17 protein-coding genes are annotated in these 17,557 nt (G+C 51.5%); 6 read left to right on the forward strand and 11 right to left on the reverse strand.

Annotated elements, in window-relative coordinates:
* Positions 1–293: 293 nt before the first annotated feature.
* Genes sdhB through sdhC form a run of 4 tightly spaced genes read right to left on the reverse strand, consistent with a single transcriptional unit; the run spans position 294 to position 3,537 of the window.
* A complete protein-coding gene (gene sdhB, locus U0026_RS15840) occupies positions 294–1,010 on the reverse strand; it encodes a succinate dehydrogenase iron-sulfur subunit SdhB (protein WP_062775098.1) in 717 nt (238 codons plus the stop codon).
* A 15-nt stretch (positions 1,011–1,025) separates the two neighbouring features.
* The gene (gene sdhA, locus U0026_RS15845) at positions 1,026–2,792 is read right to left on the reverse strand and encodes a succinate dehydrogenase flavoprotein subunit (RefSeq protein WP_062775099.1); all 1,767 of its coding nucleotides are present in this window, start codon (positions 2,790–2,792) and stop codon (positions 1,026–1,028) included.
* A complete protein-coding gene (sdhD, locus tag U0026_RS15850; protein WP_062775100.1) occupies positions 2,792–3,139 on the reverse strand; it encodes a succinate dehydrogenase membrane anchor subunit in 348 nt (115 codons plus the stop codon). Before sdhD ends, sdhA begins: the two co-directional genes overlap by 1 nt.
* Positions 3,133–3,537, reverse strand: a complete 405-nt coding sequence (sdhC, locus tag U0026_RS15855) for a succinate dehydrogenase cytochrome b556 subunit (RefSeq protein ID WP_062775102.1) — start codon at positions 3,535–3,537, stop codon at positions 3,133–3,135. Before sdhC ends, sdhD begins: the two co-directional genes overlap by 7 nt.
* A 636-nt stretch (positions 3,538–4,173) precedes the next feature.
* Between sdhC and U0026_RS15860 the strand changes: the two genes are divergently transcribed.
* A complete protein-coding gene (locus tag U0026_RS15860; RefSeq protein ID WP_062775103.1) occupies positions 4,174–5,457 on the forward strand; it encodes a citrate synthase in 1,284 nt (427 codons plus the stop codon).
* Positions 5,458–5,584: 127 nt separating this feature from the next.
* On the opposite strand, the gene nei is transcribed toward U0026_RS15860, so the two are convergent.
* The 5 genes from nei to U0026_RS15885 are packed head-to-tail and all read right to left on the reverse strand — an operon-like array spanning position 5,585 to position 9,470.
* Positions 5,585–6,376, reverse strand: a complete 792-nt coding sequence (gene nei / locus U0026_RS15865) for an endonuclease VIII (RefSeq protein ID WP_062775105.1) — start codon at positions 6,374–6,376, stop codon at positions 5,585–5,587.
* 28 nt (positions 6,377–6,404) lie between these two features.
* Positions 6,405–7,139 (reverse strand): 5-oxoprolinase subunit PxpA, encoded by a 735-nt coding sequence (gene pxpA, locus U0026_RS15870; protein WP_062775107.1) that lies wholly within the window; start codon positions 7,137–7,139, stop codon positions 6,405–6,407.
* Positions 7,129–8,061: a 5-oxoprolinase subunit PxpC gene (pxpC, locus tag U0026_RS15875; RefSeq protein WP_062775108.1), complete on the reverse strand. Its 933-nt coding sequence runs from the start codon at positions 8,059–8,061 to the stop codon at positions 7,129–7,131. Before pxpC ends, pxpA begins: the two co-directional genes overlap by 11 nt.
* Positions 8,055–8,711, reverse strand: a complete 657-nt coding sequence (pxpB, locus tag U0026_RS15880; protein ID WP_062775110.1) for a 5-oxoprolinase subunit PxpB — start codon at positions 8,709–8,711, stop codon at positions 8,055–8,057. Before pxpB ends, pxpC begins: the two co-directional genes overlap by 7 nt.
* A 15-nt stretch (positions 8,712–8,726) precedes the next feature.
* Positions 8,727–9,470 carry a type 2 GTP cyclohydrolase I gene (locus U0026_RS15885; protein ID WP_062775111.1) on the reverse strand — a complete coding sequence of 248 codons (744 nt, stop codon included), beginning with the start codon at positions 9,468–9,470 and terminating at the stop codon, positions 8,727–8,729.
* 281 nt (positions 9,471–9,751) lie between these two features.
* Here U0026_RS15885 and dtpD point away from each other — a divergent pair, with 281 nt between their 5' ends.
* On the forward strand, positions 9,752–11,233 hold the full coding sequence (gene dtpD, locus U0026_RS15890) for a dipeptide permease DtpD (RefSeq protein ID WP_062775112.1): 1,482 nt from the start codon (positions 9,752–9,754) through the stop codon (positions 11,231–11,233).
* A gap of 99 nt (positions 11,234–11,332) precedes the next feature.
* Here dtpD and phrB read toward each other — a convergent pair whose 3' ends face one another.
* Entirely contained in the window at positions 11,333–12,754 is a 1,422-nt protein-coding gene (gene phrB, locus U0026_RS15895; protein ID WP_062775114.1) for a deoxyribodipyrimidine photo-lyase, read from the reverse strand.
* Between the two features lie 404 nt (positions 12,755–13,158).
* The gene (locus U0026_RS15900) at positions 13,159–14,286 is read right to left on the reverse strand and encodes a Bcr/CflA family efflux MFS transporter (RefSeq protein WP_062775116.1); all 1,128 of its coding nucleotides are present in this window, start codon (positions 14,284–14,286) and stop codon (positions 13,159–13,161) included.
* Positions 14,287–14,388: 102 nt separating this feature from the next.
* Here U0026_RS15900 and U0026_RS15905 point away from each other — a divergent pair, with 102 nt between their 5' ends.
* The 4 genes from U0026_RS15905 to U0026_RS15920 all read left to right on the forward strand — a co-directional run bounded on the left by U0026_RS15905 (position 14,389) and on the right by U0026_RS15920 (position 17,485).
* Positions 14,389–15,183 (forward strand): AraC family transcriptional regulator, encoded by a 795-nt coding sequence (locus U0026_RS15905; protein ID WP_062775117.1) that lies wholly within the window; start codon positions 14,389–14,391, stop codon positions 15,181–15,183.
* Between the two features lie 622 nt (positions 15,184–15,805).
* A complete protein-coding gene (locus tag U0026_RS15910; RefSeq protein ID WP_062775119.1) occupies positions 15,806–16,252 on the forward strand; it encodes a DUF3290 domain-containing protein in 447 nt (148 codons plus the stop codon).
* Between the two features lie 9 nt (positions 16,253–16,261).
* Positions 16,262–16,897: a DUF421 domain-containing protein gene (locus U0026_RS15915; RefSeq protein ID WP_062775120.1), complete on the forward strand. Its 636-nt coding sequence runs from the start codon at positions 16,262–16,264 to the stop codon at positions 16,895–16,897.
* Positions 16,898–17,083: 186 nt separating this feature from the next.
* On the forward strand, positions 17,084–17,485 hold the full coding sequence (locus U0026_RS15920) for a VOC family protein (protein ID WP_062775122.1): 402 nt from the start codon (positions 17,084–17,086) through the stop codon (positions 17,483–17,485).
* The last annotated feature ends 72 nt before the right edge of the window (positions 17,486–17,557 follow it).

The following is a 17,557-nucleotide window of genomic DNA, read 5'->3' on the forward strand; positions in this document are numbered from 1 at the left end:
ATCCCTTAAGCATTTTTATGCTTACTTCGCCGTGGATACTACCACGCACACCGCTGTGCGTGCCGGGGTTCACCTGTTGCGGACTGTCGTATCATCTGCGTCCGCTAAGGAACCTTTAAAAACTGTCTAATAATCTTCGCTGTTCAGGCTACGACTGCGTTACGGCCTTCACTCACTCTGAACATCTCGATTATTACCGCTCATATGGCAGTTTTTAGAGATTTCCTGCTATCTGTACCCTCTCCCTTAGGGAGAGGGTTAGGGTGAGGGGAACAGCGCTCCCCTCTGACTACTTATGCACTACGTTGCAGCAGCATCGACTTAATATGGCCGATGGCGCGCGTCGGGTTCAGCCCCTTAGGACATACACTGACGCAGTTCATGATGCTATGGCAGCGGAATACGCTGAAAGCGTCACTTAATCCTTCAAGACGGCTGTCGGTTTCGGTATCGCGGCTGTCAATCAGGAAGCGATACGCCGCCAACAGACCGGCCGGGCCGACGAACTTGTCCGGGTTCCACCAGAACGACGGGCAAGACGTCGAACAACATGCGCAGAGAATACACTCATACAAGCCATCGAGTTTCTCACGCTGCTCAGGCATCTGCAGATGCTCACGAGCCGGAGGATTTTGCCCATTATTCAACAAGTAAGGCTTAATCTTCTCATATTGTGCATAGAATTGCCCCATGTCTACCACCAAATCGCGGATAACCGGCAAACCTGGCAGTGGACGGATAACAATTTTCTTGCCCGGTTGATTCAGCGCAGAGATCGGCGTGATACAGGCCAGACCATTTTTGCCGTTCATGTTCAGGCCGTCAGAGCCACAAACCCCTTCACGGCAAGAGCGACGGAACGACAACGACGGGTCGGTTTCTTTCAGCTGCATCAGTGCATCGAGCAGCATCATGTCGCGACCTTCTTCCGCTTCCAGGGTGTAATCCTGCATGCGCGGAGCATCGTCTACGTCCGGGTTATAACGATAAACTGAGAATTCGAGTTTCATTGTCCTGTCTCCGCATTAATAAGTACGAATCTTCGGCGGGAATGCCGGACGCAGTTTTGGTTCCATATTGACGCTACGACGCGTCATGGATTCCGATTCTGGCAGATACAGGGAATGACACAGCCAGTTCGCATCGTCACGATCCGGATAGTCGAAGCGGCTATGGGCGCCACGGCTTTCAGTACGGAAGTTGGCAGACACCGCAGTCGCGTAAGCGGTTTCCATCAGGTTATCCAGCTCCAGGCACTCGACGCGTTGGGTGTTGAACTCGCTGGACGTGTCATCCAGACGGGCATTTTTCAGACGCTCGCGGATCGCTTTCAGCTGTTCAAGACCTTTCGCCATCGCATCACCTTCACGGAATACCGAGAAGTTATGCTGCATACATTCTTGCAGTGCTTTACGGATTTCGACCGGATCTTCGCCATCACGGTTACCGTTCCAGCGGTTCAGGCGTTCCAGAGAAGCATCAATCTCTTCTTCTGTGGCATCACGCAGATCACCCTGCTCGGCAATAGACTCTTGCAGATGCAGACCGACCGCACGACCGAACACCACCAGATCCAGCAGCGAGTTGCCGCCCAGACGGTTCGCGCCGTGTACCGATACGCAGGCGATTTCACCGACAGCAAACAGACCAGGAATCACCACGTCTTCACCCTGCTCGTTCACGGTCAGCGCCTGACCGCTTACGCGGGTCGGAATACCGCCCATCATGTAGTGGCAAGTTGGGATAACCGGAATCGGTTCTTTCACCGGGTCAACGTGAGCAAAGGTACGGGAGAGTTCAAGGATGCCCGGCAGACGGGATTCGAGAACTTCTTTACCCAGATGGTCGAGTTTCAGTTTGGCGTGCGGGCCCCATGGACCATCGCAGCCACGACCTTCACGGATTTCGATCATGATGGAACGTGCCACCACGTCACGACCCGCCAGGTCTTTCGCATTCGGGGCATAACGCTCCATAAAGCGCTCGCCGTGCTTGTTCAGCAGGTAACCGCCTTCACCACGGCAGCCTTCGGTGACCAGAACCCCTGCCCCGGCGATACCGGTTGGGTGGAACTGCCACATTTCCATATCCTGCACCGGTACACCGGCGCGGATTGCCATACCGACACCGTCACCGGTATTGATATGCGCGTTAGTGGTGGACTGGTAAATACGGCCTGCACCGCCGGTTGCCAGCACGGTAGCGCGGGCTTTGAAGTAAACCACTTCACCGGTTTCGATACACAGCGCGGTACAACCGACCACTGCGCCATCGGCGTTTTTCACCAGATCCAGCGCGTACCACTCAGAGAAAATAGTGGTGTGGTTTTTCAGGTTCTGCTGGTACAACGTGTGCAGCAGAGCGTGACCGGTACGGTCAGCCGCCGCTGCGGTACGTGCCGCCTGCTCGCCGCCGAAGTTTTTCGACTGGCCGCCAAACGGACGTTGATAGATGGTGCCATCATCCAGACGGGAGAACGGCAAGCCCATATGGTCCAGCTCCAGAATCGCTTCCGGGCCGGTCTTACACATATATTCAATCGCGTCCTGGTCACCGATGTAGTCCGACCCTTTTACGGTGTCGTACATGTGCCATTCCCAGTTATCTTCATGGGTATTACCGAGCGCCACGGTGATGCCACCCTGCGCTGAAACGGTATGGGAACGGGTCGGGAACACTTTAGACAACAGCGCACAGGTCTGTCCGCTTTGGGAAATTTGCAGCGCCGCGCGCATACCTGCGCCACCGGCACCAATCACAACAGCATCAAATTCTCTGACTGGCAGTTTCATCACACACCCCACACCACAACAAATCCATAGATAACGTAAACCAGCAGCGCAACAACAATAAGCAGTTGCAGCGTCAGGCGCAGAGCCAGTGGTTTAACGTAGTCGGTTAACACCTGCCACATGCCGATCCAGGCATGAATCAAGATTGAGAACAGAGCCAGCAAGGTGAACACTTTGGTGAACGCAGAGGCAAAGAAACCACTCCAGACTTCCCACGTGACGTCACCCGTAATCGCGAAGAAGCCAACCATATAGATAATGTAGAGCGTGAGGACAATGGCAGTGGCGCGGACCAGGATGAAGTCATGTACGCCGTTGCGTCCTAATGCTGAGGCGTTGCTTACCATACGAGGACTCCTGCAAGAATTGAAAGCACGACAGTAATAACAAAAGAAATCATCGCGGAGCGCTTACCAGCTTCCAGCGTTTCTTCGATATAACCAAAATCCATTAGCACGTGACGAATACCTACCACCGCGTGATACGCCAGCGCAGTCAAGATGCCCCACATAATGAATTTGGCGAAGAAGCCGCCCATGATGGAAGAAGCCGTCTGGAAGCCTTCCGGAGAGGAGAGACTGGTGCCCAGCAGCCACAGCAGAATACCGACCGCCACAAACGTAATCACACCGGATACGCGATGGAGAATGGACGCTATCGCTGTTATAGGGAACCGGATTGTTGTCAAATCCAGATTGACAGGTCTTTGTTTTTTCACATTTCTTATCATGAATAACGCCCACATGCTGTTCTTATTATTTCCTTCCTCCGGTCCGCAGGCGGGTCAAGCAGCGTCCTTTCTATAACTTCGCGTCATGGTTAAATCTGCTCACAGATGCTAAATCGACACGTTGTAACGCTGGGTGGCTCGGGATTGCAGGGTATTCCGGAGACCTGGCGGCAGTATAGGCCGTTCACAAAATCATTACAATTAACCTACATATAGTTTGTCCGGTTTTATGCAGAACAGTGATCATGCTCACGATTAAAACAATTATTTAAAAATTAACCACGTGATTTGACAAATATTAAACATTATTGTTACAACCATTACCTGTTAAGGCATATAATGCTCAAAAGTTATGGGGTCACTCTTTAACCTGATAATAAGTTATGTAACAGTGTGATGGAGTTGACCTAACCTATCAGGACAGTTAATAGTGTTGTTCAGGTTTGAATCATCGGATTGCTAAGACCCTGATTTGCTGCTGTTTCAGTGTAGATTAGACGTGCACCGTCAAGCGCCCTTGCTCTGTACCCTTGCTTTAATACTTCAACAGAGTTGTGAGCCAAATAACAAACAGGCAACGTCGAAATATGTTTTGAATTGCAAATCCGGCATCCAGCAGTCTTAAGCAAAAAGGCGCTAAGGAGACCGTAAATGTCTGATATTAAGGCAAAAATCACTGTAACCGGTGAGAATGCTATTGAACTTGATGTGCTAAAAGGTACGCTCGGCCCGGATGTTATTGATATCCGTAGTCTTGGTTCGAAAGGCATTTTTACATTTGACCCTGGTTTTACCTCTACTGCATCTTGCGAATCTAAAATTACTTTTATTGATGGTGATGAAGGGATCCTACTGCACCGTGGCTTCCCAATCGACCAGTTAGCCACCGAGTCTAACTACCTCGAAGTGTGCTACATCCTGCTGTACGGTGAAAAACCGACCAACGCTGAATTTGAAGAATTCACCACCACCGTCACTCGCCATACCATGATCCACGAGCAGATTACCCGTCTGTTCCACGCGTTCCGTCGCGACTCTCACCCAATGGCGGTGATGTGCGGGATCACCGGGGCACTGGCCGCGTTTTACCACGACTCGCTGGATGTCAATAACCCACGCCATCGTGAAATCGCCGCCTTCCGCCTGCTGTCAAAAATGCCGACGATGGCTGCGATGTGCTACAAGTATTCGATTGGTCAGCCGTTCGTTTATCCGCGCAACGACCTCTCTTATGCCGGGAATTTCCTGCGCATGATGTTCGCCACACCGTGTGAAGAGTACGTGGTCAACCCTGTGCTGGAACGCGCAATGGATCGTATTTTGATTCTGCATGCTGACCATGAACAGAACGCATCGACGTCTACCGTGCGTACAGCCGGTTCTTCAGGCGCTAACCCGTTCGCCTGTATCGCTGCCGGTATCGCTTCTCTGTGGGGGCCAGCACACGGCGGCGCCAACGAAGCGGCGCTGAAAATGCTCGAAGAGATTAGCTCGGTTGAGCACATTCCTGAGTTCGTACGTCGCGCGAAAGATAAAAATGATTCCTTCCGCCTGATGGGCTTCGGTCACCGCGTCTATAAGAACTACGATCCGCGTGCCACCGTGATGCGTGAAACCTGTCATGAAGTGTTGAAAGAGCTGGGCACCAAAGATGATCTGCTGGAAGTGGCGATGGAGCTTGAGCACATTGCGTTGAACGACCCGTACTTCATCGAGAAGAAACTGTACCCGAACGTCGATTTCTACTCCGGCATCATCCTCAAAGCGATGGGCATTCCATCTACCATGTTTACCGTTATCTTCGCGATGGCGCGTACTATTGGCTGGATTGCGCACTGGAACGAAATGCACACCGACGGCATGAAGATTGCGCGTCCTCGTCAGCTTTATACCGGCTACGAGCAGCGTGATTTCAAATCAGACCTTAAGAAGTAATCGACGGTCTGTGTTAAAAAAGCGCCTGCGGGCGCTTTTTTTATGCCCCGGCGGCGCTGCGCTTGGCCGGGCTACAAATATGCACGAATGTAACCCGGCCAAGCGCAGCGCCGCCGGGAAAACGCATTCAACGCTGACACCCCGGACACCAATAAAACGGCCTCGATGACAGCATCGTTTTTTCAATAATCCCGCCGCAACGCTCGCAGGCTTCGCCATCACGGTGAAAAACCTTAAACCGGAACAGCGCACCGTGGTGTTTGTTATCATCCACCTTGCCACGCGTATTATACGAAAACCGTGGAATATCCAGCAGCGCGTGTGCCAGCGCATCAAGCTGTTCGTCATTAAGCTGCGATGCCTTATGATTCCCGGTTAACCCCACCTGCCACAAGATCTCCACACGCAGATAATTGCCCAATCCTGCGAGAAAAGCCTGATCCAGCAGCAATCCGGAGAACTGTCGATTACGAAACTTCGCTGACAATAACCGGGCTTTAACCGCCTCAGGTGTTAACGTCAGATCGAGCACATCCGGCCCCACGCGAAGTAAAAACGGGTGCTGTTTGAGCGTTTCCGGCGTCAACATTTCGATATCCGACGCGCTATACAGCAAAATGGTTTTATCCGCCGTCTGCAATTTCGCCCGCAGCACACGTGTGGTCTCTGGCATCTCGCCGGTTTTGACCACTCGCCACACGCCATACAGCTGGTTATGACTGTAAAGCGTTAATCCCCCCGAAAAATGGGTCAGCAGCGCCTTACCGCGCGTTTCTACGTGGGTGACATGCTGGCCAATAAGAGTAGAGATGAACGGGGTTAATTCAGGAAAGGCGAACCAGACATCCGTCAACGGTTTGCCCTTAATAGCCGTTTCCAGGCTATCCGCAGCGCGGCGGATCTCTGGGCCTTCAGGCATGGTGATATCCTTTACTCAATAAAAACGCTTATGCGCTGACCTCTATCTTGAGCGCCTCAAAGGCTGCGCGCAAGCGACGAGCAAATGCCAGCGCATGTTCGCCATCGCCGTGCAGGCATACGGTCTGTGCTTTAACCTGTGCCCACTGACCATCGATGCTTTGTACCCTTCCGCGCTGAATCATCTCCAGTGTTTGTGTCAGCGCCTGGGCTTCATCAGCGATTAATGCTCCCGGTTGGCTACGCGGCACCAGCGAACCATCGGACTGATAACCCCGGTCAGCAAATACTTCCTCACGCGTCGGTAAGCCATAGCGTGCCGCCGCGCGGATAAGCTCGCTGCCCGCTAAGCCAACCAGAATCAGCGTTGGGTCAATCGCAAACACAGCTTTAGCAATGGCATCGGCCAGCACGGTATCAAGCGCGGCCTGGTTGTATAGCATGCCGTGCGGTTTAACGTGGCGCAGCGCACCGCCCTCGGCTTTCACCACGGCGGCTAACGCCCCCACTTGATACAACATCTGAGCGTAAACCGTTTCCGGCGGTAGGTGCATCGCCGTGCGTCCAAAGTTCTCCCGGTCGGGAAAACTGGGGTGCGCCCCTATGGCAACGCCATTTTTCAATGATTCACGCACGCAGGTGAGCATGGTCTGCGCATCGCCCGCGTGAAAACCGCAGGCGATATTCGCCGAGGACACCAGCGTCAGCAGAACGGCATCGCTTTCACAGCCTTCACCGACATCGGCGTTCAGATCAATCGTCATCGCCAAGCCGCCATGCAAGCTGTTCCAGATAGCGATGCTGGTCGTGACGCGCTTTTAGCGCCTCTTCCAGACTACAGCGCACAAAGTGGATCGGCTGCCCCAGCGGAATTTGCGCCAACTGGAACATATCCGCCTCGATAATGCAGGCAATGCGCGGATATCCCCCCGTAGTCTGAGCATCATTCATCAGTACAATCGGTTGACCGTTATGCGGAACCTGCACCACACCGGGCACCAGTCCGTGGGAAAGCAGTTCGCGACCGGCAGCCCGCTTTAACGGCTGACCGCTCAGACGGTAGCCCATACGGTTGCTCTGGGGACTGAGGTACCACGGCGAACGCCAAAAGGACTCCTGCGAGACATCATCAAATTCATGGTATTCCGGCCCCGGTAACGCGCGAATACGATTGCTCGCCATCAGCGGTTTAACGCCGCGCGGCGCCTTGAAAGCACGTGACGGTTTGCCAAGCGGCAGTACGTCGCCATCTTGTAAACGCCGCCCTTCCAGACCGCCAATCCCCACGTTTAAATCGGTGCTGCGCGAGCCCATGATCAACGGGACATCAATCCCTCCCGCCAGCGTCAGATAGCTGCGGATACCATGTTGTGGCCGGTTAAGCGTCAACGTTTGGCCCGCTTTTGCAAAGTGTCGCCAACCGCTCCAGACCGCCTCGCCGTCCAGAGTGGCTTCGCAGCCTGCACCGGTTAACGCAAACCAGCCATCGCGGGAAAACTCGAACGTCGCCAGCCCCAGCGTAATTTCAAGCGCAGCCGCATTTGCCTCATTGCCCACCAGCAGATTACCGGTAACCAGCGCGGGTTTATCCATCGCCCCGCAGCGGCTAATCCCGGACTGACGCAGCCCGTCACGCCCACTATCTTGTACCGAGGTATACATTCCGGCACGGATAACCTTCAGCATATGCCCTCCTTTTGCGGGACAAAGCGCACCGTATCACCCGGATGCAGCAAAACAGGATCATCACGATTTGGCGCAAACAGCACCTGTGACGTGCGCCCAATCAGTTGCCAACCACCGGGCGTTGCCAGTGGGTAAATGCCCGTTTGCGCGCCGCCAATCCCGACCGAACCGGCGGGAACCTGTAGGCGAGGCTCGGCGCGACGCGGCATGGCAAGCCGCTCCGGCAGCCCGCCCAAATACGGAAAGCCTGGCTGAAAGCCGAGAAACCACACCACGTAATCCACCGAAGAATGCAGCTCAACGACTTGCTTTGGCGTCAGACCACTCAGCTTAGCCACCTCGGCAAGATCCGGGCCGCTTTCACCGCCGTACACCACCGGGATTTCCATAAACCGTGATTCAGGCTCCAGCGCTTCACTCTCCTCCCACCAGCGCTGCAAACGCTCAATCGCATCCAGCGCCTGCGTCTGCGGATCCCGTAGGGTTACCGTGATATTATTCATTCCCGGAATGGCATCCACCACGCCCGGCAACTCGGCCACACGCTGGGCTAATCGCCAAACCCGCTTTTGTGTGGTCAATGTGACCGGCGGCTCCAGCTCCAGCACGACCGCCGTCTCTCCTAATAAATAACAACGCGCTCGCTGCACTTTATATCCTCGTTATCAGGCCGGGTTGGGGATATCAATAAAAGTGACATCCAGGTCAGTGGTTTCATTAAGCCACTCGCTCAATGCACGAATACCGCCGCGTTCGGTGGCATGATGCCCCGCCGCGTAAAAATGAAGCCCCTGCTCGCGGGCAGAATGGATGGTCTGCTCAGAGACTTCACCGGTAATAAAGGCATCAACGCCAAAACGCGCCGCGCTATCGATAAAGCCCTGACCGCCACCGGTACACCAGGCCACACGCTGTACTTTATCCGGCCCGGTATCACCACTCCACAGCGGTTTACGCCCCAGACGCGCTTCAATCCATGATGCCAGCTCAAGGCCAGAAACCGGCATCGACAGCTCGCCCCATGGCACCAGCGCCTCAATCTCCCCCTGAACATTAATTCCCAGCAGTTGCGCTAACTGAGCGTTGTTCCCCAGTTCAGGATGCGCATCCAGCGGTAAATGCCAGCCGTAGAGGTTGATGTCATTTTCCAGCAACGCCTTCAGACGATTGCGCTTCATGCCGCGAATAATCGGTGATTCGCCTTTCCAGAAGTAACCATGATGCACGATCACCGCATCAGCCTGCTGGCGAACGGCTTCGTCAATCAGTGCCTGGCTGGCGGTGACGCCAGTGACAATTTTTTGCACCGTGTCGCGTCCTTCAACTTGCAGGCCGTTAGGCGCGTAATCGCTAAAGGCGGCGCTGTTGAGTTTTTCATTAATCAGTTGTTCTAGCTCAGTATTTTTCATCGTCGCTCCCTTTGCCATTGATGCGTTACTACAGAATAAAATAGCGTTCTCTGACCGTTGCGTCGATACGCAATTCGTCACCCGCGTGGTATCACCGCGTATTTACGCGCATTAAGTGCTTAAATAACACGATTTGTCTGTTTTTATGCGATGCACTTCATGTATATTTATGCAACCATACCGCATATTACAAAGATAATACGATTTTCGTCGTATTATTACATTATCGAAACAAAACCTTACGCAGCATAGCGTAGCGGGGGTTTGAGGTCAGATGTGCAATGAATAAATCACAATCTCAGCCAAAGGCGATTTACTACGTCGTGGCTCTGCAAATTTGGGAATACTTCAGTTTCTACGGCATGCGTGCGCTGCTGATTTTGTATCTCACTAATCAACTGAAATATAACGATACCCACGCTTACGAGCTGTTCAGCGCCTACTGTTCTCTGGTGTATGTAACGCCTATTCTTGGCGGCTACCTGGCGGATAAAGTCCTCGGTAACCGCGTGGCGGTAATGATTGGCGCGTTGCTTATGGTCGTCGGCCATATGGTGCTCGGCGCCAGTGAAGTGGCCCCAATGTTCCTTTACCTGTCGCTGGCGATTATTGTTTGCGGTTATGGGCTGTTTAAATCAAACGTTAGCTGCCTGTTGGGTGAACTGTACGAACCGACGGACCCGCGTCGCGACGGCGGCTTCTCATTGATGTACGCGGCGGGTAACGTGGGTTCCATCATTGCCCCAATTGCCTGTGGTTTCGCCCAGGAACAGTATAGCTGGGCGATGGGCTTTACCCTGGCAGCCGTGGGGATGCTGGCCGGTCTGGTGATTTTCATCAGCGGTCGTCGCCACTTTGCCCACACCCGTGGCGTGAATAAAGAAGTCCTGTGCGCGAAAAAATTCCTGCTACCTAACTGGGGCTGGCTGCTGGTGCTGCTGGTTGTCGCGCCGCTGTTTATGACCGTGCTGTTCTGGCAAGAATGGTCAGTGTATGCCCTGATTGTGGCGTCGATTATTGGCCTGGTGGTACTGGCAAGAATTTATCGCCGTGCCCAGACAAGCGACCAGCGCAAAGACTTGCGTCTGATTATGGTGCTGACTTTCTTTAGTCTGCTGTTCTGGGCATTCGCGCAGCAGGGCGGGAGTTCAATCAGCCTGTACATCGACCGTTTCGTTAACCGTAATGTACTAGGCTATGAAGTGCCTACCGCCATGTTCCAGTCGGTCAACGCCTTTGCCGTTATGCTGTGCGGCGTGGTGCTGGCGTGGCTGATTAAAGAGCAAGTGACCCGCAACCGTGACCTACGCGTGTGGGGTAAATATGCGTTGGGTCTGGGATTGATGAGTGCGGGCTTCTGTATCCTGACGCTGAGTGCGCGCTGGTCTGCGACCTACGGTCACTCGTCGATGCCGCTGATGCTGCTGGGGCTGTCGGTGATGGGCTTTGCTGAGCTGTTTATCGACCCGGTTGCCATGTCACAAATTACCCGTATTCAGATCCCGGGCGTGACCGGGGTGCTGACCGGTATCTATATGCTGCTCTCGGGCGCGGTGGCGAACTACGTGGCGGGACTGATTGCCGATCAAACCTCACAGGCCTCGTTCGATGCAGCGGGCGCGGTTGATTACTCAATCAACGCCTATATTGATGTGTTTAGCCAAATAACCTGGGGTTCGGTCGCCTGCGTCGGCGCGGTGCTGGCTATCTGGCTGTATCATTCGTTCAAAATCCGCAGCCGTCGCCTGGCGGCAGAAGTTTAAGCGGTCTGTGCCCGTCCCGGCGGCGCTGCGCTTTGCCGGGCTACGTTTCGAGTGTAGCCCGGCAAAGCGCAGCGCCGCCGGGAATGCTCCAGATCCTTTTCAAACACCCTGTTTTTTTGCTGTTTCATAGGCGGCAAGCGTCGCCACCCTTGCCTGCGCATGATCGACGATCGGCCGCGGATAGGTCAGTTCGATCCCTTGCTTATCGGCCCACGCCCACGGTTGATGAATAAATTTTTCCGGTACTTTTTCTAGCTCTGGCAACCAATACTGAATAAACGCCCCGCTTTTATCAAAGCGTTCACCCTGCGTGGTCGGGTTGAAGATACGAAAATACGGTGCCGCATCGGTACCGGTGGACGCCGCCCACTGCCAGCCACCGTTATTCGCCGCCAGGCAACCATCCACCAGCTGCGACATAAAATAACGCTCCCCTTCACGCCAATCGACCAGCAGGTCTTTCACCAGGAAGCTGGCCACGATCATCCGCAGCCGATTATGCATCCAGCCGGTTTCGTTTAGCTGACGCATAGCTGCATCGACTATCGGGTAGCCGGTTTTCCCCTCTTTCCAGGCCGTCAGCGCATCCGGCACATCTTGCCAGCGCACATTATCCGTCCAGTCAATAAACGGACGATGCTTGCACAGCCGTGGATAATACGTCATCAGATGGCGATAAAACTCGCGCCAGATAAGCTCATTGAGCCAGACGCTACCCGCGCCACCGTCGAGCGCTGTAGGCTGCTCCGCCAGCAAGCGGTGCAGGCACTGGCGTGGCGAAAGGACACCCACCGCCAGACAAGCGGACAATCGACTGGTTCCTTCGATAGCGGGAAAATCTCGCTGAGCTTCATATTCCGCTGCCGACTGCTGGCAAAATTGACGAAGTTGCTGAATAGCCGCATTTTCATCCGCGGGAAATAGCGCAGGATCAAACGGCTGATGGGGGTAGTTTAGCGTGATGGTTGATACGTCGCTTACCGCTTGAGCGTTGCGTGCTGCAGGCGCGCGAACGCATTCCGGCATGTGCTCGCGCAAGCGACGCAGCCAGGCATTTTTATACGGCGTAAACACTTTGTACATCTCGTAGTTACCGGTCATCACCGACCCCGGCGGTAGGATCACGCTGTCATCAAAGCCCTGACACACGGTGTCTTTTAGAGATCGCTCAACCGCCACATCACGTTGGCGTTCGTTGAATTCGTATTGATAGTTATAGAAGAGATCCGTCACTTCGTATTGCAGGCAGACCCTTTTTACCGTCTCCACGCTGGCGGTGAAATCATCCGCTTCTTCAAAAATAAGCGGGATATTTTTCTCCGCCAGCGCCTGTCGTAATGCATTCAGTTGCGCAGCAATATAGGCCGCCTGACGCGGGGCCATTGTATGCGCTGCCCACTGTTGCGGGGTAGCGATAAAGAGCGCCAGTACCTGGGCATTGACATCGCGACAGGCGGCGGCAAGGGCAAGATTGTCATGCAGGCGTAAATCAGCGCGGAACCAGACCAGATGGGTGGACATAAATTTCCTGAATACATTTGGTTAATGAATTCAATAGTACACCAATTCCATGGCAACACCGATTTGTGGCCTAGTAGATCAGGGCTCTCCCTTTGTATTATCGGATGCATACAAAAATGGCGTTCTGTTGCCGGGCTATGGGGGACGTTACCGGTGTAAACGCGATGAGATCGCGCCCGCTGGGTTTTCGACCCTCAACGGGATGTTGATGGTCGGCGTGGGTGAAAATCGCTATTTGACCACGGTCTGGTATGTGCCAGGTGCTGACATTACTAGCTCTACAAAGCAATAATTGCAGAGAACAGCTCACAGCTAATCTTGCTGCAGTAGGCATAAACCATTTAATATTGCACCGGGAACCCATATTACAATAGGTTCCCGGGTAAAAATTAAAGCCAGCAGGCTTAGCGCCGTGACAGGCTGCAAAGGCAGGTTATTACTGCACAAGCGGTCAGAACCAATCCCAGTTGCTGCACGATACCGACAAGCCCCAGCATCATTCCCAGCAATAAATAGTAGACTAGTCCAAACAACGCTCCGGCTGCTCCTGCCTGTTCACGATATTGGCTTAGGGCCTGGCTCAGCACGTTTGGAATCGCAATGCCATAGGCAATCACAACCCCGGCCACCGGCACAAGGATCCATACAGATTGCTGTAAGGCCCATGCTGCCACACCCGACAACAGGGCCAGCACGCAGGCATTTTTCACCAGTTGTTCAGGTGACAATCCGATAGACAGCAGTTTCCGGTTCCAGAGACTTCCCGATAGAGAAGCAAAAGCCAGTAAAATCCCCGTCCATCCGAAAGCGTTGGAACTCCAGCCCAATTGCCCGAAAAGAAACGGTGCAAGGCTGTAATAACTGAAAAGCATTGTATTCAGCAGTGCAACAAGCATTGCATTTTTCCAAAGCCTTCCATCCCCCGCCATCTGGCAAACAAGCCCACCAAATCGGGAGCCGGAAGTATTTTCCGAACGCGTTTCAGGCAGTAAGAATGCGGTCAGTGTGAGCAGCGCCAGTGCTAACGTGACCAGTGCAACAAACACGCCGGTATGTCCGTACAGGCTAACCAACCAGCCTCCACTCATCAGACCGAAAACGGGACTGATTGCCAACATTGCCCCCATCACGGAGAAGACGCGGGCTAATGCCGTCAATTCGTAACTATCCCGCAGTATCGTCTGAACGACAACGGACCCTGCAGCTGCGCCTACGGCTGCCACCATGCGAGCCAGGAGCAAAAAGCTAAAGTTTGTAGCTACAAGTGCCAGTGCGGAACCGGTCTCGTAGCACAGAAGCCCGGCCATCAGCGCAGGTCGCCGACCAACGCGGTCACATAACCAGCCCCAGAGCGCAACGCCGACGGCAAATGCGACAAAATAGACTGAAAGAGTCTGGGCGGCACGTTCACTACTTACCTGAAAAGCACGGGCAATGTCTGGCAAAGCTGGGCTGTATATGGTTTCCACCAGCTGTGGAAACATAATCAGTAATGTCAGTAGCCACAACGGTGCTTGTTTATTGATATTCATAACAACAATCCTTAGATAAACAGAATATGCGGCTATTATTGCGGAAGTTGCTATGTCGAATTACCATGATAAGGACTATTTATATTTAAAATTGGACACGCGATGAAGATTAACCCTGAAGATTCTTTCGATCCGGACACGTTCGATGAGAGGGTTATCGGAATTGCATCCGATATGGGGATACATGACTCAGGGATGCACAGCCACCTTCGACATCAGTTGCTTTTTTCGGCAGCGGGAAGCATCACGATTGAGCTGGATAATACCCTTTGCCTGCTTCCGCCCCGGCGGGCTGCCTGGATACCGGCCGGCACGGTTCATCGCGCCATTATGAGTGGCTCAATGGCCTATCGTTCTCTTTACTTTTCAAGCGCTTCACCGTTATCAGCGTTGCCCTTGCGGATCGTTGAGGTTAATCCCTTGTTCTTTGAGGTGATCGAACGGATGGCATTCTGGCAATGGGGAATGCCTGAAGAGCAACAAAGCAGTCTCATTACTGTGTTTTGTGAAGAAATTAAAAATGCCCAAAGCGAAAACTGGACGCTGCGATTTCCCTCAGATATTCGCCTGAGTGCCTGGCTGGACAAAGTGCGAGGGGGCGAATTACCTCCACGCCTGGGGCAGTTAGCCCAAAAGGTCGGTGCATGTGAACGCACAATAAGCCGTATATTTATCCAAGATACGGGAATGAGTTATCAGAGCTGGAGGCAACAGTGGAGGCTGCTGAAAGCGATGGAAATGCTGTGTGACGGCTGGTCGCTAAGTCAGGTTGCACAGCAGCTTGATTTTGCCAGTGACAGTGCCTTCATTGTTTTCTTTCGTCAATATATGGGCACAACACCGACCCGCTATCTCCGCCATTCAATCGCTGAACATCAGGACATATCTTTAGTTTAACAGTTGGTAAAACCCTATTTTAATCATGTCACCATTGTGTTCGGCCATATTTTGTTGATGTGCGAGCGCATATGGTTAGCCGAAAGTTGACCGTGAATTTGCCCTAGACATTTAGGGCAGTTATAGCGTTCTGAAAGCAATGTCTCTGAGATTCTTCAGGAGGCAGGTTTGTTAAGATTCAGACTGACTGGATTCTATCAAACACGGGCGCCAATTCTGCGGTCATCTACGTATCGCTCAAAGCAGATCCAACAGCCAGTTAATCAGTTCGCTACGCACCGGAAACAGAAGTCTTTTTAACTAGTAAAAAGGGTAGGCAACGATTTAACTGCTTATATATCAAGCAGAACTGTGAGCATCTTGGTAAAACCAACCATTAACTTTTAGAGAATTTTCAGCTGTGTGCCTGAAACAATGGTTAATCTGCTTTGGATAAGTTTGAACGTTTTTTGACCAAAATATCTTCCATCCGCAGATAGTTAATCCAACCTGGATGCTAAAAAATTAATGACAAATCTCAGCTGGAAACTGATAATTTTTAATTGATTGGTAACATCTGAACGAAAAATGGCAATGTGTTATTATAATAATGCCGTCTTGGGGATTTAGGGATTACACAGATATGAAATTTTATAGCATCGACTATCTACAAATGCAGTCTAACATCAATGATTATTTAAAATACGCCATTGTGTTTAGTACTTTATTTATCCTGATCGTTGTCTTTAGTTTGTATATGCGTCATCGCTTGCAAACGAAATATCGTGATTTAACGATTATAGCCTTTTTATTTTTACTCTTTATTTCGGGTGTTCAATATGCTGATTATACCGACAGTCAAAATATACACTCACAGTCATCACAAATGGTTAATTTTGTTAGATTGTTATCACAAAAACAAAAAGTGGATGTGAATTCTATATTCTCCAGCTCGGTACAACTAGCTGATGGTATTATCGTTAAAATCAATAATCGTTACTATCGTGTTAACTTAAGTCCAGATCAAAAAACATACAACCTAGTAGAGGTTTCGTTAGTAAACCCAGAAATAGAAATCATGAAAAACTAAGGATCAGAAATGCTTATTTATATGCCTATAATTATTAAGTTGGGTCTGGGAATACTGTGTTTAATTGTTCAAATAAATCTCATGGGGAAAGGCAACCTGGCCCCTTCATCTGCGATGGATCAGGTTCAAAACTATGTGCTGGGCGGAATTATAGGTGGCGTAATTTATAATGAGTCGATCACAGTCCTACAATTTGTTCTGGTTTTAATTATCTGGACTTTTTTGGTCTTTGTTCTTAAATTTTTGAAAGAAAATAATCGATTAGTTAAAAGAATTATAGACGGGAAACCTATTACACTGGTACATAACGGCTGCGTTAATGTTAAAGAGTGCTTACGCAATGGTGTTTCTGCAAATGATTTAATGTTCAAATTAAGATCAAATGGTATTTATGAAATAGAACAGCTAAAACGCGTAGTACTCGAACAGAATGGACAATTAACCATTATACAAAGTGGAGATGAAAATATCCGCTATCCCATTATTGTGGATGGCTTAGCCAATCATGACCTTCTCGAAATTCTTAACAAAAACAATGAGTGGTTAGAAAGCGAAGTCACAAAACAAGGCTTCAATAAAATCAGTGAAGTATATTTAGGTGAATATTTATCGGGTAGAATTAATTTATATGGATATGAAAAATAAAAAATCAAAGCTCTTGTTATCAAGGAATAGCTATTTCAGATGCGTCTCTGCCTGAAGATACTCACATCAACGTCCGCTCCCGCAAAAAGCGGACAAGTATGAAAGTCTACGATGAGCGTGAAGCGGACATCTGTGATAAAAAGTATTTATCCACCCCGTTATGTCTGAAACCGAAGTGAGCAGAAAATGAGAACGCAGAAGCGATGCCTGGGCTATGTAGCCGTTGTGGTTGATGATTACGATCGCGCCATTGAGTATTACACCGACAAGCTAGGTTTTACCCTTGTTGAAGACACGCCACAACCGGGGAAGCGCTGGGTGGTGGTCACCCCGAGCGCGGGAAGTGATTGCAATATTCTTCTGGCCCGAGCGTCAAACGAGATGCAAGAAGGCTTTATCGGTAACCAATGTGGTGGCAGGGTATTCCTGTTTCTACAGACGGATGATTTCTGGCGCGATTACAACGCGATGAAAGCCAAAGGCGTTCATTTCTGCGAAGAACCTCGTCAGGAAGAGTACGGTACGGTGGTTGTGTTTGAGGATATCTTCGGTAACCGCTGGGATCTCTATCAAAACGCATCAAAGTGAGTTTGCGCCAAAGCCGCTAGCCTCACAATTTCATCAATTCCCGCCTGATTTACGTAATGGCATAATCAGGCG

The organism is Kluyvera intermedia (assembly GCF_034424175.1).
GTDB classification, from domain to species: domain Bacteria; phylum Pseudomonadota; class Gammaproteobacteria; order Enterobacterales; family Enterobacteriaceae; genus Kluyvera; species Kluyvera intermedia.

Excerpts from the sequence above, each read along its gene's own strand:
- sdhB (WP_062775098.1), bottom strand. The coding sequence starts at position 1,010 with ATGAAACTCGAATTCTCAGTTTATCGTTATAACCCGGACGTAGACGAT.
- sdhA (WP_062775099.1), bottom strand. The coding sequence starts at position 2,792 with ATGAAACTGCCAGTCAGAGAATTTGATGCTGTTGTGATTGGTGCCGGT.
- sdhD (WP_062775100.1), bottom strand. The coding sequence starts at position 3,139 with ATGGTAAGCAACGCCTCAGCATTAGGACGCAACGGCGTACATGACTTC.
- sdhC (WP_062775102.1), bottom strand. The coding sequence starts at position 3,537 with ATGTGGGCGTTATTCATGATAAGAAATGTGAAAAAACAAAGACCTGTC.
- U0026_RS15860 (WP_062775103.1), top strand. The coding sequence starts at position 4,174 with ATGTCTGATATTAAGGCAAAAATCACTGTAACCGGTGAGAATGCTATT.
- nei (WP_062775105.1), bottom strand. The coding sequence starts at position 6,376 with ATGCCTGAAGGCCCAGAGATCCGCCGCGCTGCGGATAGCCTGGAAACG.
- pxpA (WP_062775107.1), bottom strand. The coding sequence starts at position 7,139 with ATGACGATTGATCTGAACGCCGATGTCGGTGAAGGCTGTGAAAGCGAT.
- pxpC (WP_062775108.1), bottom strand. The coding sequence starts at position 8,061 with ATGCTGAAGGTTATCCGTGCCGGAATGTATACCTCGGTACAAGATAGT.
- U0026_RS15885 (WP_062775111.1), bottom strand. The coding sequence starts at position 9,470 with ATGAAAAATACTGAGCTAGAACAACTGATTAATGAAAAACTCAACAGC.
- dtpD (WP_062775112.1), top strand. The coding sequence starts at position 9,752 with ATGAATAAATCACAATCTCAGCCAAAGGCGATTTACTACGTCGTGGCT.
- phrB (WP_062775114.1), bottom strand. The coding sequence starts at position 12,754 with ATGTCCACCCATCTGGTCTGGTTCCGCGCTGATTTACGCCTGCATGAC.
- U0026_RS15900 (WP_062775116.1), bottom strand. The coding sequence starts at position 14,286 with ATGAATATCAATAAACAAGCACCGTTGTGGCTACTGACATTACTGATT.
- U0026_RS15905 (WP_062775117.1), top strand. The coding sequence starts at position 14,389 with ATGAAGATTAACCCTGAAGATTCTTTCGATCCGGACACGTTCGATGAG.
- U0026_RS15910 (WP_062775119.1), top strand. The coding sequence starts at position 15,806 with ATGAAATTTTATAGCATCGACTATCTACAAATGCAGTCTAACATCAAT.
- U0026_RS15915 (WP_062775120.1), top strand. The coding sequence starts at position 16,262 with ATGCTTATTTATATGCCTATAATTATTAAGTTGGGTCTGGGAATACTG.
- U0026_RS15920 (WP_062775122.1), top strand. The coding sequence starts at position 17,084 with ATGAGAACGCAGAAGCGATGCCTGGGCTATGTAGCCGTTGTGGTTGAT.